Source organism: Kribbella sp. NPDC048837 (genome assembly GCF_055586945.1).
This window is the reverse complement of sequence record NZ_JBVJHF010000005.1, coordinates 401,407-417,345: the sequence shown is the minus strand read 5'-3', so window position 1 is coordinate 417,345 and position 15,939 is coordinate 401,407. Positions and strand designations below refer to the sequence as shown.

General features: G+C 68.7%; 13 protein-coding genes. 5 read left to right on the top strand and 8 right to left on the bottom strand.

Going from position 1 to position 15,939, the window contains the following annotated elements; genetic code table 11:
* Positions 1 to 1,797: an exo-alpha-sialidase gene (locus ACZ6O0_RS25435; protein WP_465767470.1), complete on the bottom strand. Its 1,797-nt coding sequence runs from the start codon at positions 1,795 to 1,797 to the stop codon at positions 1 to 3.
* Between the two features lie 136 nt (positions 1,798 to 1,933).
* Here ACZ6O0_RS25435 and ACZ6O0_RS25430 point away from each other — a divergent pair, with 136 nt between their 5' ends.
* From ACZ6O0_RS25430 to ACZ6O0_RS25420, 3 genes are all read left to right on the top strand, one after another.
* Positions 1,934 to 2,554 (top strand): bifunctional 4-hydroxy-2-oxoglutarate aldolase/2-dehydro-3-deoxy-phosphogluconate aldolase, encoded by a 621-nt coding sequence (locus ACZ6O0_RS25430; RefSeq protein ID WP_465767469.1) that lies wholly within the window; start codon positions 1,934 to 1,936, stop codon positions 2,552 to 2,554.
* Between the two features lie 18 nt (positions 2,555 to 2,572).
* Positions 2,573 to 3,511 (top strand): sugar kinase, encoded by a 939-nt coding sequence (locus ACZ6O0_RS25425; RefSeq protein WP_465767468.1) that lies wholly within the window; start codon positions 2,573 to 2,575, stop codon positions 3,509 to 3,511.
* Between the two features lie 150 nt (positions 3,512 to 3,661).
* A complete protein-coding gene (locus ACZ6O0_RS25420; RefSeq protein ID WP_465767467.1) occupies positions 3,662 to 4,402 on the top strand; it encodes a poly-gamma-glutamate hydrolase family protein in 741 nt (246 codons plus the stop codon).
* 180 nt (positions 4,403 to 4,582) lie between these two features.
* Here ACZ6O0_RS25420 and ACZ6O0_RS25415 read toward each other — a convergent pair whose 3' ends face one another.
* Both ACZ6O0_RS25415 and ACZ6O0_RS25410 read right to left on the bottom strand, forming a co-directional pair.
* Complete coding sequence (locus ACZ6O0_RS25415) at positions 4,583 to 4,885, bottom strand: hypothetical protein (RefSeq protein ID WP_465767466.1); 303 nt, start codon at positions 4,883 to 4,885, stop codon at positions 4,583 to 4,585.
* A gap of 64 nt (positions 4,886 to 4,949) precedes the next feature.
* A complete protein-coding gene (locus ACZ6O0_RS25410; RefSeq protein ID WP_465767465.1) occupies positions 4,950 to 5,480 on the bottom strand; it encodes a helix-turn-helix domain-containing protein in 531 nt (176 codons plus the stop codon).
* 55 nt (positions 5,481 to 5,535) lie between these two features.
* Between ACZ6O0_RS25410 and ACZ6O0_RS25405 the strand changes: the two genes are divergently transcribed.
* Positions 5,536 to 6,447 carry an alpha/beta hydrolase family protein gene (locus ACZ6O0_RS25405; protein ID WP_465767464.1) on the top strand — a complete coding sequence of 304 codons (912 nt, stop codon included), beginning with the start codon at positions 5,536 to 5,538 and terminating at the stop codon, positions 6,445 to 6,447.
* A gap of 1 nt (position 6,448) precedes the next feature.
* Here ACZ6O0_RS25405 and ACZ6O0_RS25400 read toward each other — a convergent pair whose 3' ends face one another.
* From ACZ6O0_RS25400 to ACZ6O0_RS25390, 3 genes are all read right to left on the bottom strand, one after another.
* Positions 6,449 to 7,915, bottom strand: a complete 1,467-nt coding sequence (locus tag ACZ6O0_RS25400; RefSeq protein WP_465767463.1) for an ATP-binding protein — start codon at positions 7,913 to 7,915, stop codon at positions 6,449 to 6,451.
* The gene (locus tag ACZ6O0_RS25395; RefSeq protein WP_465767462.1) at positions 7,915 to 9,576 is read right to left on the bottom strand and encodes an FAD-dependent oxidoreductase; all 1,662 of its coding nucleotides are present in this window, start codon (positions 9,574 to 9,576) and stop codon (positions 7,915 to 7,917) included. Before ACZ6O0_RS25395 ends, ACZ6O0_RS25400 begins: the two co-directional genes overlap by 1 nt.
* A 138-nt stretch (positions 9,577 to 9,714) precedes the next feature.
* Positions 9,715 to 11,463, bottom strand: a complete 1,749-nt coding sequence (locus ACZ6O0_RS25390; RefSeq protein ID WP_465767461.1) for a chitinase — start codon at positions 11,461 to 11,463, stop codon at positions 9,715 to 9,717.
* A 243-nt stretch (positions 11,464 to 11,706) separates the two neighbouring features.
* Between ACZ6O0_RS25390 and ACZ6O0_RS25385 the strand changes: the two genes are divergently transcribed.
* On the top strand, positions 11,707 to 14,703 hold the full coding sequence (locus ACZ6O0_RS25385; RefSeq protein ID WP_465767460.1) for a S8 family peptidase: 2,997 nt from the start codon (positions 11,707 to 11,709) through the stop codon (positions 14,701 to 14,703).
* Here the strand turns inward: ACZ6O0_RS25385 and ACZ6O0_RS25380 are convergent.
* Positions 14,700 to 15,455: a helix-turn-helix transcriptional regulator gene (locus ACZ6O0_RS25380; RefSeq protein WP_465767459.1), complete on the bottom strand. Its 756-nt coding sequence runs from the start codon at positions 15,453 to 15,455 to the stop codon at positions 14,700 to 14,702. The two genes, ACZ6O0_RS25385 and ACZ6O0_RS25380, sit on opposite strands and share 4 nt — an antisense overlap.
* Positions 15,456 to 15,552: 97 nt before the next feature.
* Positions 15,553 to 15,915 (bottom strand): hypothetical protein, encoded by a 363-nt coding sequence (locus ACZ6O0_RS25375; RefSeq protein WP_465767458.1) that lies wholly within the window; start codon positions 15,913 to 15,915, stop codon positions 15,553 to 15,555.
* Positions 15,916 to 15,939: the final 24 nt, after the last annotated feature.

Here is a 15,939-nt window from a genome sequence, read left to right as displayed (position 1 = left end):
TCACCCGAGCGGCAGGTCGAGTACGACGTTCGGCACCGTCGTGCTGTTCGTGGTGCGGATGCTGTTGATTTCGGTTGCGGTGAGCGCTCGTTTGTAGAGGCGGACCTCGTCCATCGACCCGTCGAAGTGATGCGCGCCGTCCAGCCGCTGACCGACGTACATCTTGAACGGGCGACCGGGGCTGACCGATCCGGTCGGTGCGGTGACGCTGGCGGCTTCCGTTCCGTCGACCCAGATCGACAGCGTGCCCGCCTTGCGTTGCAGGGCGACGTGGTGCCAGGCGTTGTCGTTGTAGGCCTTGGTGGTTGCGACGGCCGCCGTGTTTCCGCCGGTGGTGATCAGCCCGCGGATGCGGCCGTCCGCCGGCTCGGCGCGCAGCCAGAACTGCGAGAACTCGTTGATCCCGTAGCCCCAGAAGATCACCTGGTTCGCCGTACTCGCGCCGTACTTGATCCACGCCATCGCGGTGAAGTCACCGGCGCCGACCGCGAGCGACTCGGCGAACGGCAGCTGGATCGCGTCGTCGGATCCGTCCAGGTCGCGGGCCTGACCGAACTTCCCCGCGACCGAGGTTGTCCCGCCGCGGAGGTAGCTGTTGTTGCCGTAGCCGGAGACGTCCGGCGTCGTCGTACCCAGCGGCGCATCCGGGTGACCGATATCGGTCTCGGTCAAGCGGGCGAACCGGATCTGGTCCCGCGCGTCGACCGACCCGCCCTCGTACAGCAGCCCGATCTCGCCGGTGTCGAGGATGGCCATGTCGGAGTATCCGGACCAGTCGCTGGTGATTCGGGTGCCGTCGGCAACGGACTGCCAGGTCTTGCCCTCGTCGAAGCTGGACCGGATCGTCATGTACCGACGCCGCTCCGGATCGGCCGGAGCCGCGAACAGGATCCGGTTGTACTTGTCCCCCTGATCGACCGCCCGCAGCCGCTGCAGCGAGCTCTGCACGGTCGGCGTGGTCAGTCCGGCGACAGTTGCGTACGGCGCCGCGTAGGTCTCACCACCGTCGTTGCTGACCGCGAACATCCGGCTGGCTCCGGCACCGCCGGCGTTGTTGCGGGCACCGGCATAGATGCCGCCGTCAACCTTCTCGACGACGCTGATCTCCTGAGGCGTCGCATCGGAGCGCAGATCGGTCGCGCCCTTGTGCCAGGTCTCGCCGTGGTCGTCGCTGTAGACGAGCTGGCCCGCGTTCAGACCGGCGCCATTGTCGTAGTTGGTCCCGGCCACCAACCGGCCGGCGTGCGTACCGCGGGTCAACTGGATGCCGTGCACCGGCCCGGTCGCGTACCAGCCCCACGCCGGATCGTCGATCTGGTCACCGATGTTCTCGGCCGTGCTCCAGGTCTTCCCGTCGTCGTCGCTGAACTGCACGTACGGCGTTCTCGGGCGGGTCGTCGTACCCGGGTCCATCGTGGTGAGCAGCACGATGCGACCGGTCTCGTAGTCCACGATCGGCGCGGGGTTGCCACGGGTCGCGACCGCGTTGGGGTCGGTGTCGGTGCCGGACAGGACGGTCTGCGCCGCCGACCAGGTCCGGCCGTCGTCCTCGGAGCGACGCATCACCAGGTCGATCTCCTGGGAGTCCGCGCACCAGGTGCGCCGCGCCTCGGCGAAGGCGAGCAGGGTGCCGGCCTTGGTCTTCACGATGGCCGGGATGCGATAGCAGCCGTAGCCGGCGTCACCCTTGTTGAAGAGCACGGTCTGGGTGATGGCGGCCTGCGCGGGTACGGCCGGGACGGTCAGCCCGGCGGCGGCCAGGGCGACGGCGATGAGCAGTGGAAGGCGTTTGGGCATGGGCGGATGCCTCCAGATGAACTGAAAGTAAACAACGGGGCGGGTTGTTCTCTCCGTTATTTAGCCACAATCAGACCGTCCAGAACAGAGCTCATGGGACGTCCTATGTCTGAATCGATCCCCTAGGTTGGAGACCATGGACCTGCTTGCCGAACTCCGCGACCGCAAGATGCTCGCGATCATCCGCGCCGATGGACCCGACCGCGCGCTGGAGTGCATCCACACCCTGGTCGAGGCCGGGATCACCGCACTCGAGGTCTCCCTCACCACGCCCGGCGCGGTGGACGCGATCGCCAAGGCCCGCTCGGAGTACGACCCCGGCATCCTGATCGGCGCCGGCACCGTCATCACCGCCGCCCAGGCCGACGAGGTCGCCGCGGCACGCGCCGGCTTCGTCGTCACGCCCGCCATCACCCGCGGCGCCCACCGCAGCGTCGAGCTCGGCCTCCCGCTGCTCTGCGGCGCACTCACCCCCACCGAGGTCGTGGCCGCCCTGGACCTGGGCGCCACCGCGGTGAAGATCTTCCCGGCGAAGGTCTACGGCCCCGGCTACTTCCGCGAGCTCCGCGCCCCACTCCCCGATGCGCCGCTCATCGCCGTCGGCGGGGTCGACGCCGCCACCGCCCCGGAGTACCTGGCTGCGGGCGCGCTGGCCGTCGGTGTCGGCTCTCCGCTGCAGGGCGACGCCGGTACGGGCGGATCGCAGGCCGAGCTGGCCGCGCGCGCCGCCACCTTCCGCAGCACCCTCGGCGTCTGAACCTTTCGGAGCTCCTTGATGACCGACCTGCTCACCCTCGGCGAGACGATGGTCTCGTTGCGCACCGCCCGCCCGATGCGGCTCGGCGGTGACGCGCACCTGTCGATCGCCGGCTCGGAGACCAACGTCGCCATCGGCCTGTCCAGGCTCGGCCACCAGGCCGCCTGGATAGGTGCTGTCGGCAACGACGAGCCCGGCCGCCTGATCCGGCGGACGCTTCGCGCCGAGGGCGTGGACACCAGCCGGTTGCGGTTCTCGGACGCGTCGTTCACCGGGTTCATCGCGTTCGACCAGCCGTCGCACGACATCACCCGGGTCAGCTACCACCGCCGCGGTTCGGCCGGCTCGACCCTCACCGCCGACGAGTGCGTCGCGGCGATCGACGCCACGCAACCACGCCTGCTCCACGTCACCGGCATCACCCCGGCCCTCTCGGACACCGCCCGGGCCGCGACGCTGGCCGCCGTACGCACGGCGTCCGCCGCCGGCGTGCAGGTCTCACTCGACGTCAACTACCGCGCTCGCCTCTGGTCCCGCCCCGACGCCGCGACCGCTCTCCGCGAACTGCTCCCCCATGTCCAGACCGTCTTCGCGTCCGACGACGAACTCGATCTCCTCACCGATGCCGCCGACCCGGTGACCGAGCTCCTCGCCCACAGCACCGTCGACCAGGTCGTCGTCACCGCCGGCGGCAAGGGCGCCTGGGTCCACTCCTCCGACGGCACCATCCACCGCCCGGCCCTCCCGGTCACCGTCGTCGACAGCATCGGCGCGGGCGACGCCTTCGTCTCCGGCTACCTGTCCGCCACCCTCGACAACCTCACCCCCGAGGCCCGCCTCGAGCGCGCGACCACCTCCGGCGCCTTCTGCGTCACCGCGCTCGGCGACTGGGAATCCCTCCCCACCCGCGACGACCTGCACCTCCTCACCCACACCCACGGCACCGCACTCCGCTGATCGCCGTACCCAAGAACGGGACGTAGTCGTCTACGTATATCCCCGGCTGAGCGTCAATCCCCTCGGCTCTGCGCCGAAAACCCGGACTACCTCCTGTTCTTAAGTACGCGCGGCCGCGCTAGGTTCAGAGTGGGTGGGAGGGAGATCGGCGTGGAGACTTCGCGAAGCTTCTCGACCAACACCGAGCTGTACGCCGACACCGAGCTGACGGAGGGCGTCGACTACGCGCGGCGGTACCGGCGGCATGGGTGGTTCGACGACGAGCTCACCGAGCGGTTCGGTGTCCAGCACACGGCGATCCTGGCTCCCCACGGAGGTGGCATCGAGGCGGGTACGTCGGAGTTGTGCGTGGCGATCGCCGGGTATCACCCGGCCGACCTCAACCCGAGGCCGGTTGGCGGGCCGGTCCACGACTACTGGATGTTCGAGGGCCTGCGGGGTGCCGGCAACAGCGAACTCCATGTCACGTCCACGGGCTGCGACGACCACGTGGCCCGGGCCATCACCGCCGGCTCACTCAACGCCATCGGTCTCCATGGGTGCACGACGTCCCAGGCCGAACTCCCGGACGGCACCCGGGCGGTCCTCGTCGGCGGTCTCAGCGAGCCTTTCAAGACCCACCTGCTGACCAGGCTCGACGCGGCCGGCATCCGCGCCGTCGACGCCGTCTCCGTCCCCGACCTCAACGGCGACCAGCCCACCAACATCGCCAACCGCACCCTCCTCGGCGCCGGCGCCCAACTCGAGCTCACCACCCCGCTGCGCCGGGCCATGTTCCGCATCAACACCCGAGAGGACCGCAAACACACCACCCTGCGCCTCTTCTGGACCTTCACCACCGCCACCCGCGAAGCCATCGCCGACCTAGAAGCCACCCAACCCATCCCCTGACCGCCCCCGCCTGCCCCGACACCGGCCCACCACCCCCAGCCACCCCGAGCCCCGCCCGCCGCGACACGCGCGACCCCAAGCCCCACCTGCCCCGACACCCGCGACCCCGAGCCCCACCTCCCCCGACACCCGGCCGACGCCTTGCCGAGACCTTGCTCCCGACCACACCCACCTTGGGAGCTAGCGGTCGGCTATGACCTCGCCGTTGACGGCGGAGGAGTCGGAGGTGAGGGACCAGGCTGCGGCGGCCTCGGGGCTCTTCGCCAGCGGGAAGGCCGCCGCCATCGCCGCCATCGACTCCCACTGCCACGTATCCGTGTAGCTGTCGTCCTCGAGCCGAACCAGCCGGGTCGAGACCAGCCCCGGATGAGCGGCCCGGATCAGATCGATCACCGCGGCCCGGCGGATCAGAAACTCCTCGAGATTCTTGGGCTCCACGACGTACGTGTGGAACCGCACGACGGCCTGCTCACTCGTCCGCATCATTGTCTCCTCGTCATCTCGGCTACGTCCTGTTGACGCATCCGAGCGACAAAGTGTGACCACGTCAGGAGTCCTCCACCGGGAACAGGATCGGACTGAGCAGATACCGCTTCCGGTCAGGCGTCGCCTCGTTGGCCAGCGCCGGGAGGATCGCCGCCCGCATCCCCTCGATCAACTGCTCCAACTCCTCCCGGCTCAACCAGACCCCATGCTGCCGATAGCCGACAAGATCACCGATCGGGTCAGCACCCTCGTGATCGAGGTACGCGTTGAACTCAGCCACCAGCGCTGCCATCGCCGCGGCGAAACCTCGCCGATGATCGTCCACTGTGAGCTGCTCCACCTGCTCAGCACTGATCGACGCCCGCTCCTGCCGCAGCCGGAACCGCCGCTCGACCGCGCCCCGCACCCTGCGCTCCTCGGCGACCTCGAGGATCCCGCCCTCGGCCAGCAGCTCGACATGCCGGTACAGCGTCGCCTTCGAGACATCCGCGATCCGCTCACCGAGCTCGCCCGTCGTCAGCTCGCGCCCACCCCGCAACGCATGGACGACGCGCAGCCGGACCGGATGCCCGAGCAGCTCCAAGGGACCCATGGCGCAACGATCTCACGCCATGCTACCTTTCTCAAACACTGAGAAAGGTGAGTCGATGACCGACTGGACTCCTCCGCCGTACGCCGATCCCGCCCGCTTCACCGAGGAAGAGATCACCCTCGATGCCGGCGGCCGGGTGGTGCCGGGAACCGTGACACTGCCTGCGCACCCCACCGGAAGCGGCGTCGTACTGCTGGCCGGCGGCGGCCCCTTCGACCGCGACGAGACCAGCGGCCCCGACAAGCCGCTCAAGGATCTGGCCTGGGGACTCGCCAGCCAGGGCATCACCGTCCTGCGCTTCGACAAGCTCTCCGCCAACCGGCCCGAGGTGATGACCGAGCCGGGTTACACCATGACGGCGGAGTACGTCCCGCACGCGATCGCCGCCGTACACAGCCTGAAGCAGTACGTCGATCACGTGTTCCTGATCGGTCACAGCATGGGCGGCAAGGTCGCACCGAAGATCGCGGCCGAGGAACCCCTCGTCGCCGGACTCGTCATCATGGCCGGCGACACCCAGCCCATGCACCACGCCGCCGTCCGCGTGATGACCTACCTCAGCACCACGAACCCGGAAGCCGTTCCACCGGGGACGATCGAGCTGTTCGAACGCCAGGCCGCCGTCGTCGACAGCCCGGACCTCTCACCGGACACCCCGCCCGCGGACCTCCCGTTCGGTATGCCGGGCTCCTACTGGCTCGACCTCCGCGCGTACGACGCCGTCGCCACGGCCGCGAAACTCGACGTACCGATCCTGATCCTCCAGGGCGGCCGCGACTACCAGGTGACGGCCGCCGACGACCTCCCCGCCTGGCGCGACGGCGTCCCCGCCGCGACCATCAAGGTCCTGGCCGCCGACAACCACCTGTTCTTCCCGGGCTCCGAGCCGTCGACCCTGGCTGATTACCAAACCGCCCAGCACGTCGACCCCGAGGCCGTCACCACCATCCTCGATTGGTTGCCCTGAGCTACGAAAGCAGCGCCGGGTCGGACTCCAGCTCCTTCTCCGGGTCCAGCGGGAGGACGATCTTGAAGCGGGTGTCGCCCGGCTCGGACTCGACCCGGAGGTCACCGTGGTGCTTCTTCACCACGATGCGCCACGAGATGTCGAGGCCGAGGCCGGTCCCCTCGCCGATCGGCTTGGTGGTGAAGAACGGCTCGAAGATGCGGCGCCGGATCTCCGCCGGGATCCCCGGACCGGTGTCGCCGATCTCGACGACCGCGTAGGCGCCGTCCCGCTTGGTCCGGATCGTCAGCGTGCCGGATCCGCCCATCGCGCTGACCGCGTTGTCGATGATGTTCGTCCACACCTGGTTGAGCTCGGCGGCGTACGCCGGGATCGGCGGCAGCTCGGGATCGAAGTCCTTCACCACCTCGAGCCCCTGCAACTTGCCCGACATCATCACAAGCGTCGACTTCAGCAGCTCCCGCAGATCGACGATCTGGTACGGCGCTCTGTCGATCTGGGAGTACTGCTTCGCGGCGCCGACGAGGGTCGAGATGCGCGTGACCGAGTCGTCGATCTCGTTCATCAGGGACTCGGTGTCGATCGTGTACATCAGCCAGCGGACCGCGCCCTCGAGGTACTTCGGGCCGACCGCGGTCAGCACCTCCTCCATCCACGGCACGTCCAGGCCGGCCGCGGCCAGCACCGGCGCGACGTCCCAGCTGGCCTGGACGTCGTGGTCGTCGAGCCAGTCGGTCAACGAGTCCTCGGCGTCGGACAACTCCATCGGGGAGATGTCCTTGTCCTTGTTCTTCTCCAGCCGCTCGACCGCGTCGTCCTGCAGCGCGACGATCTGGTGCAGCTTGGTCGCGTCCAGCGTGCCGTCGGCGAGCATCGCCAGCTTGGACCGCATCCCGGAGACGCGTTGCCGCAGCGTGGCCGCGGCCCGGACCGCCGCGGCGGCCGGGTTGTTCAGCTCGTGGGTGAGGCCGGCCGACAAGGAGCCGAGGGCAAGCAACCGCTCGCGCTCGCCCAGCGTCTCGTTGGTCCGCCGCATGCCCATCACGAAGCCCTCGATCAGGTGCACCGCCATCGGGAACCAGGTGTTCATCATCGTCGCCATCGTGTCCGCGCCGATGACGAAGAACTCCGACGGTTGCGTCACCTGCATCGTCGCGGTGTACGACTTGTGGTCGTTGGCGCCGAAGAAGGCGTTGAACGCACCGGAGTAGACCCCGCGCTGGCCGGTCCGGTTGATCTCGACCAGTTCACCGTGCGAGAGCTTGCAGAGCCGGATCTCACCGGAGAGCAGGACGTAGCAGCAGGTCGCCTCGTCGCCCTCGTTGAACACGATCCCGTCGTGCCAGGACTCGACGTACCCGACCCCGGCGAGCCACTCCAACTGCTCGTCCGTCAGGCTCTCGAAGAGGAACAGCGTGCGCAGCTCGTCCGGAGTCAGCCGGCGCTCTTCCTCGGTGTGGTCAGTCATCAGAGCATCTCCAGGTATCGGTGCACCAGTGTCACGGCCATCGCTCCGTCGCCGACCGCGGAGGCGACCCGCTTCACCGACTCCGCGCGGACGTCGCCGGCGGCGAACACGCCCGGCATGCTCGTCTCCAGGTGGTACGGCTCCCGGTCCAGCGGCCAGCCCAGCGGTTTGCCGTGCAGGTCCGGACCGGTGAGCACGAAGCCGCGCTCGTCGCGGAGCAGGTCGGTCGGCAGCCAGTCCGTCCGGGGCGCCGCTCCGATGAACACGAACATCCACTCCGTGCTCACTTCGCGGCTCTCGCCGGTCTGGCTGTTCAGCAGGGTCACCACCTCGAGGTGCTCCGAGCCCTTACAGGAAACGACCTGCGTGCAGGTGTGCACCTCGATGTTGTCGATGTCGTTGATCTGGTCGATCAGGTACGACGACATCGTCGCGGTGAGCGATGGTCCTCTCACCAGCATATGCACGCGTTTGGCATGCCTGGAGAAATAGACCGCGGCCTGGCCGGCCGAGTTCGCCCCGCCGATGATGTAGACCTCCTGGCCGGCGCAGGCCGGACCCTCGGTGGTCGCCGATCCGTAGTAGATCCCGCGGCCGCACAGGTCGTCGACCCCCGGCGCCTCGAGGGTCCGGTAGGACACCCCGGTCGCCAGGATCACCGAGTGCGACGAGATCTCGCTGCCGTCCGAGAACATCAACCGCCGTGCGTTGCCGAGGGTCTCCAGCCCGACCACCTGACGAGCGGTCAGCAGCTCAGCCCCGAACCGGATCGCCTGCCGCCGGGCCCGGTCCGTGAGCTGTGCACCGGAGACACCGTCCGGGAAGCCCAGGTAGTTCTCGATCCGGCTGGACTGGCCGGCCTGGCCGCCGGTGGCCAACTGCTCGACCAGCACGGTCCGCAGTCCCTCGCTGGCGCCGTACACCGCGGCGCCGAGGCCGGCCGGGCCTCCGCCGACCACGACGAGGTCGTAGAAGTCCTGGGTCGGGGCGGTCAGCAGCCCGACCTTGTCGGCCAGTTCGGCCTCGCTCGGCGCGACCATCACCGTCCCGTCCGGAGTGATCACCACCGGCAGGGTGGACCCGTCGATGCCCGCCGCGGCGAGCAGTCGCTGGCTCTCGTCGTCGTCGACGCCGAACCAGCGGTAGGGCACCGCGTTCCGCGCCAGGAAGTCACGGGCCGCGAACGAGGGCGCCGACCAGCGGTGACCGATCACCTTGGTCTCGTCGGTGGACGGCTCCGGGGTCTCCTTCCACAGGTCGAGCATCGCGTCGACCACCGGGTAGAGCTTCTCCTCCGGCGGGTTCCACGGTTTGAGCAAGTAGTGGTCGAGGTCGACCACGTTGATCGCCTGGATCGCCGCGTCGGTATCGGCGTACGCCGTCAGCAGCACGCGGCGGGCGAGCGGGAACAGGTCCATCGCGGCCTCGAGGAACTCGATGCCGGACATCTGGGGCATCCGGTAGTCGGCCAGCAGCAGGGCGACCGGCTCGCCGCGGAGCTTCAGCTCCTTCAGGGCGTCCAGCGCCTGGGCCGGATTCTCCGCCCGGACGATGCGGTGCTCCTCGCCGTACCGACGGCGGAGGTCACGGGCGATCGACCGGGAAACGCCGGGGTCGTCGTCCACGGTGAGGATCACCGGGCGGGTCGTTGACGCTGTCATGCCTCCTTCATACCAGCGCGAAGCCACAAAGCGGGATCGGTAATCCACAGCCCTGATCCGGTCCGCGGGGGCTGGGCGCGGACCGGATCGGTTCGACCGGCGATCCGCGGGCGCTGTGGCGCCCGCGGACCGCGGGTCTCAGGGCAGGGCTGCGAGGTACGGCGCGTGGCTGTTCTGGAACTCCCAGTTGTAGTACCGGTCCCAGTTGATCGACCACGTCATCAGCCCGCGGAACGCCGGCGACGTACCGCCGCGCAGGCTGTAACCACCGCAGTTCTGCCCCTTCACCAAGCAGTCGAGCGCCTGATGCACGGCTGCCGGGGCGGTGTAGCCGTTGCCGGCACTGACCGCCGCCGGTAGTCCGAATCCGATCTGGTCGTCCCGCAGTCCGGGGAACGCCTGACCGGTGTTCGCCACCGGGAATCCGGCTTTCACCATGTCGGTCATCGCGATGTGGAAGTCGGCGCCGCCCATGGTGTGGTACTGGTTGTCCAGCCCCATCACGGGTCCCGAGTTGTAGTCCTGGACGTGCAGCACGGTGAGGGCGTCACGCATCGCGTGAATCACCGGCAGGTACGACCCGGTCCGGTTGTCGCCGCCACCGGCGCCGCCGTAGAACTGGTAGCCGACCTGGACGAAGAACGTCTCCGGCGCCATCGTCAGCACGAACTTCGCGCCGTACTTCGCCTTCAGCGTCTTCAACGCCGAGATCAGGTTGACGATCACCGGAGTGGTCGGGTTGCGGAAGTCGGTGTCACCGGCGTTCAGGTACAGCGAGTGTCCCTCGAAGTCGATGTCCAGCCCGTCCAGCCCGTACCGGTCGATGATCGTGCTGACCGAGCTGACGAACGCGTCCCGGGCCGCCGTGGTGGTGAGCTGCACCTGCCCGTTCGCACCGCCGATCGAGATCAGCACCTTCTTCCCGGCCGCCTGCTTGGCCCGGATCGCCGCGATGAAGTCCGCATCGCTCTCCACGTTCGGACATTCGCTCGCCGCGCAGCGGTTGAACCGGATGTCTCCGGACGTGACGCTGGTCGGCTCTCCGAAGGCCAGATTGATGATGTTCCACTCGGCCGGTACGTCGGCCATCCGCACGTACCCGGATCCGTTCGCGAAACTCGCATGCAGGTAGCCGATCAGCGCGTGCTTCGGCAATCCCGTGCTGGTGCAGCCGCCCGTCGTACCCGTCGTTGCCGACGACTTGGCCGACTCACCGACGCTGTTGTACGCCGCCACCGAGTACGTGTGACTGCTGCACGCCGCGAGTCCACTGACGGTCGCCGTCGTACCAGTGACGGTCTGTACGACGCTCGCCCCCTCGTACACGCGATAGCCGGTGACTGTGCCCGTCGATGCCGGCCAGCTCAGCGAGATGGCGGAGTTCGTCGTACCGGTGACACTCGGCGTACCAGGAACGCTCGGAGCTCCCGGAGTACCGCCCGGGCCGTCGAGACTGAAGTCATCGGCCTGGTACGCCGGTTGGCCGTACCAGCCATGCACATAGATCTGTGCGGACGTCTGACTCGCCCCAGTAGTAAAGGACAGACTCAACTGCGTGTAGCTGGCGGCAGACGGCGTCCAGGTGGACGAGCCGCCGGTGACTCCCAGATACACGTAGGACCCGCGCACCCACGCAGACAGCGTGTACGACGTATTCGGCTGCACGCCGACCGTCTGACTGCACTGCGCGAAGTCCGAGCTGGTCACGCCTCCGTTGAGCGCATAGCCACCCGTTCGAACCGGACTGGTGACGACAGAGCCACCCGAGCAGCTCCAGCCGCTCAGCGAGCCCGACTCGAACCCCGGATTGGTCAGGATGTTGGCGGCCTGCGCGGGCACCGTGATGCCGGCCAACAGGACCCCGAAGACAACCGCAAGCCATCGCATAGCGATTAAGTAGAGACCCTCCATAACTACAGGTCAATGCGTCACAGCGGTCGGAAACCCGACTCTGTCAGGAACCCGACGCCGCCGATGGCAGGTTTTCGCCAGCGGCCAGTAGAAGCCAAAACCGTGTACCCGGAGCGCCGGATTGGCAGGCTCTTCGACGTCCGGGCTCGGGGGCGGGCGACCGGGGCTACAGCCGCGGTCAGGACTACTGGGACCCACCGTCCCCCGTGGAGGCATCACGTGAACCATCCCAACCTGCGCCGGAGGGCCGCACTGCTCGCCGGCGCTGTGCTGATCACCACCGCCCTGGTGGCTCCACCAGGCTCCGCACAGCCACCGGCCGAGTCGGCGAAAACCTCGATGGGTCTGCCCACGTTCGCACCGGGCCGGTACGTCGTCACACTGGCCGACAAGCCCGTCGCGACGTACCAAGGTGGCTTGACCGGTCTCAAGGCGACCAAGCCCGCTGCCGGTCGCAAGGTCGAGGTCAACAGCACCGACGCCAAGCGCTACCGCAGCTTCCTGAGCTCGAAGCACGCACAGGTCGCGGCGCACGTCGGCGCCAAGGTTTCGCACGACTACTCGACCGCACTGAACGCCTTTACGGCCTCACTGACCTCCAAGCAGGTCAACGAGCTCAGCAAGACGCCGGGCGTGGTTTCGGTCGTCCCTGACCAGCTGCGCGTCGCTCTGGACGACCGCAAGTCGACCGACTTCCTCAAGCTCTCCGGCAAGACCGGAGTCTGGAACGCACTCGGTGGTACGGCGTCAGCCGGCAAGGGTGTCGTGGTCGGCGTCGTCGACACCGGCATCTGGCCGGAGAGCGCGTCGTTCGCCGGACCGGCGCTCGGCACGACGCCCCCGACCGCAGCGGACCCCTACCGGCCGTACCGCTCCGGCGACACCACTGTCATGCAGAAAGCCGACGGCGACACGTTCACCGGCAGCTGCGAGGCGGGTGAGCAGTTCACCGCGGACCTGTGCAACACCAAGCTGATCAGCGCCAAGTACTTCGGTGACGGCTGGCTCGGCTTCGTCCCGCCGGAAGCACGAGCGGACTACGTCTCCCCTCGTGACGGTGAGGGCCATGGCTCGCACACGGCCTCGACCGCCGCGGGCAACCCGGGTGTCGACGTCTCGGTGGGCGGTATCGGCTTCGGCACCGTCTCGGGCGTCGCACCGGCCGCCAAGATCGCCGTGTACAAGGCGCTCTGGGAAGGCAAGGACGGCCAGAACTCCGGCGGCTTCACGTCGGACATCCTGGCCGCGATCGACCAGGCCGTGGCCGATGGCGTCGACGTCATCAACTACTCGGTCGGCTCGATCTTCGAGTCCGCGCACACCGACCCGGTCCAGCTCGCCTTCATGTCCGCGGCGTCGGCCGGCATCTTCGTGTCCGCGGCGGGCGGTAACTCCGGTCCGGACGCGTCCACGCTCGACAACACCTCTCCCTGGGTGACCACGGTCGGCGCGAGCACGGTAGCGCCGTACGCGGGGACTGTCGTGCTGGGTAACGGGCAGAAGTACGCCGGGATCAGCACGAGCATCGCCGCCGAGACCGGTTCACACCCGCTGGTCAACGGGCCGGCCGTGAAGACCGCGGCGGCAAGCGACACCGATGCGCTGGGATGTCTGCCCGGCACGCTCGATGCGGCCAAGACCGCGGGCAAGATCGTCGTGTGTGAGCGCGGCGTGGGTGCCCGGGTCGACAAGTCCGCCGAGGTGAAGCGGGCCGGCGGTGTGGGGATGGTGCTACTCAACCTGTTCGACCAGGACGCGCTCGGCGACTCCCACGTCGTACCGACTGTACACCTCAACGTGCCGGGTGCCCTGTCCGTCAAGGCCTATGCGGCCGGCGGTGGCGGGACCGCGGAGCTCCTGCCGGGCAACACCACCGGCGTGGGCGATCCTTACCCGCAGATGGCCGACTTCTCGTCGCGTGGGCCGTCGACCGCGAGCAACGGTGACCTGTTGAAGCCGGACCTCGCGGCGCCCGGCGTGAACGTGCTGGCAGCGGTCGCACCGCCGACGAACGCCGGCCAGAGCTACGCCTTCTACTCGGGTACGTCGATGGCCGCACCGCATGTGGCCGGCCTGGCGGCGTTGTACTTGGCGAAGCACCCGGACTGGTCGCCGATGGCGGTCAAGTCGGCGCTGATGACGACTGCCGGCGACGTACTGACCTCTACTGGTGCCGTCGACAGCAACCCGTTCGACCGCGGTGCCGGTGAGGTGCAGCCGTCGAAGATGCTGGACCCCGGACTGGTCTACGACTCGGGTGATGCGGACTGGCTGGGCTACTTGGAGGGCAGCGGTGTCGACACCGGAACCGGCGCACCGGCGATCGACCCGAGTGACTACAACGCTCCGTCCATCGCGGTCGGCCAACTGCTCGGCACGCAGACGATCACCCGGCGGGTGACCGCGGTGACGCCGGGGCTGTACCGGGCGACTGTCTCGGTGCCGGGCATGAAGGCCGTGGTGACGCCGTCCATCCTCAACTTCACCGCGGCCGGTCAGACCAAGACCTTCAAGGTGAAGCTCACGCTGGACACCGCGGCGTCGGGTGACACCACCAGCGGCTGGCTGACCTGGCAGGGCGCCGGCAAGAGCGTCCGCAGCCCGATCGCCGTGGTCCCGACGTCGGTGCTGGCACCGGCGAACGTCACCGGCTCCGGCGCCGCCGGCAGCGTCTCCTTCGAGGCGACGTCCGGCGCGGCAGGCGCTCCGATCCGTTCGTACGGCGTCGTGTCGGCTCCGCTCGTACCGGGTGCGGTCCCGGCCGGTGCCGCGGACGCGGATCTGCCGAACTACCCGGTCACAGTGACCGCGCAGACCAAGGCCGTGCAGTGGAACATCAAGACCGTGGACCCGGCCGGCAGCATCTGGCTGGTGCTCTACAAGGTCGTGAACGGTCAGATGCAGCTGCTGTCCTTCGTGGGCGACGGCTCCAACCAGGCGTCGGCGACCGTCCCGGCACCGACGCTCGGTGTGTGGGGCGTGCTGGCGATCACCCTGTCCAACCCGCCGGGCGCTGACACCACGCAGTACACGATGCAGACCAACGTGGTGACGTCCACGTCGGGTCGTGCGCTGCAGGTCAGCCCACCGGTGGCACCGGCGGCCTTCAAACCGTTCCAGGTCACCGCGTCCTGGTCGGGCCTGCCGACGGACAAGCGCTCCACCGGCTTCGTCGAGTTCCCGAACCGGGCCGGGACGGTGGTGACGATCAACTAGATCCAGCGGCGCCGGGCGGCCTGAACACCTGCCTGGAACCGGGTCTGCGCACCGAGGGACTCCATCAGTGCGCGGACCCGGCGCTGGGTCGTCCGGGGGCTGATCCGCAGCCGGCGGCTGATCATGTCGTCGGTCGCCCCGCCGGCCAGCAACAGCAAGATGTCCCGGTCCGGCGCCCGCAGGGCCGGGACATCCCCGTTGGCCAGCAGGGCCGGCATCGGGATCGCCAACGCCCATAACATCTCGAACGTCGCGATCAGCCCGTCGAGCAATCCGGACGATCTGATCAGCAGGTTGGACTCGGCCGGCGCCCGCTTCGTCAGCCCGATCAGCGCGGTGTGGTCGTCCCCCACCGCCATCTTCATCGGCACCTGAGCCAGCACCCGGCCCACCTCGCCGGCCGCCTGCAGCTCCGGCAACACGCCCAGGATGTCCTCGGACTCGAAGATCTCGGTCCCGTAGATCGCCCGATACCCGACGCCGTCGGCGAGCCGGTCCAGCTCCAGCTTCTGCTGCGCCGAGGGCGGCGTCACATACGGCGGGCGATCCAGCACCCGCACCTCGTACCGCGAGCTCTTCTGCAACTCCTCGTACGCGCGCAGCAGGGTCGGACCGTCCTCGATCAGCTCGACCTGGTTTCCCTCCAGCACCGGCCGCCCGCGCGCCCCGCGCAGCTCGTCCGCCACATTCCGCAGCCGCGCCAGCTGTGCGTCCAACTCGTCCAGCGGATCCACAACCGCACCGTCCGCCACTCGACACCACCCCTCCCGCACCTGAGCAAATCCCCTAACACTAAACCGGATCAGCGAACGCCTGACAGCGTTGTCTCACCTCACTCGACCCAGGTGGCTACGGTCCGCAACTGAGGCATGGCCAGGGCCGGCCGCAGCGGGAGCACAGGCCGTCCGCGCCGGGCGCCGGCAGCCAGACGGTCGTCACGCGTCCTGCTGCTCTCGCCGGTGCCGACGTCCTGCTCACGACCGCGGGCGCGTTGGGGAGCCAGTGGATCTGGGTGCGGCCGGTGGGGCCGTGGGCTGCGAGCACTGAGTCGACGCCGCCGTCCCAGGTCGACGTGCTCGGCCACGGGCCGCGCCACCGCAGCGCAACGGTGCCGTCCGACCACTCCACGCCTTCGGCCAGGGTGCCGGTTGCGTGGACGCCGGAGGGGTCGGTGTGGCGGACCAGACGGAAGAGGCGAGCCTGTCGCTGCATCGTGTTCACCTCTGCACCTTCGCC

What these genes read in the sequence shown, in the direction of transcription:
- ACZ6O0_RS25435 (WP_465767470.1), bottom strand. Translation starts at nt 1,797, where the DNA reads ATGCCCAAACGCCTTCCACTGCTCATCGCCGTCGCCCTGGCCGCCGCC.
- ACZ6O0_RS25430 (WP_465767469.1), top strand. Translation starts at nt 1,934, where the DNA reads ATGGACCTGCTTGCCGAACTCCGCGACCGCAAGATGCTCGCGATCATC.
- ACZ6O0_RS25425 (WP_465767468.1), top strand. Translation starts at nt 2,573, where the DNA reads ATGACCGACCTGCTCACCCTCGGCGAGACGATGGTCTCGTTGCGCACC.
- ACZ6O0_RS25415 (WP_465767466.1), bottom strand. Translation starts at nt 4,885, where the DNA reads ATGCGGACGAGTGAGCAGGCCGTCGTGCGGTTCCACACGTACGTCGTG.
- ACZ6O0_RS25410 (WP_465767465.1), bottom strand. Translation starts at nt 5,480, where the DNA reads ATGGGTCCCTTGGAGCTGCTCGGGCATCCGGTCCGGCTGCGCGTCGTC.
- ACZ6O0_RS25405 (WP_465767464.1), top strand. Translation starts at nt 5,536, where the DNA reads ATGACCGACTGGACTCCTCCGCCGTACGCCGATCCCGCCCGCTTCACC.
- ACZ6O0_RS25400 (WP_465767463.1), bottom strand. Translation starts at nt 7,915, where the DNA reads ATGACTGACCACACCGAGGAAGAGCGCCGGCTGACTCCGGACGAGCTG.
- ACZ6O0_RS25395 (WP_465767462.1), bottom strand. Translation starts at nt 9,576, where the DNA reads ATGACAGCGTCAACGACCCGCCCGGTGATCCTCACCGTGGACGACGAC.
- ACZ6O0_RS25390 (WP_465767461.1), bottom strand. Translation starts at nt 11,463, where the DNA reads ATGCGATGGCTTGCGGTTGTCTTCGGGGTCCTGTTGGCCGGCATCACG.
- ACZ6O0_RS25375 (WP_465767458.1), bottom strand. Translation starts at nt 15,915, where the DNA reads ATGCAGCGACAGGCTCGCCTCTTCCGTCTGGTCCGCCACACCGACCCC.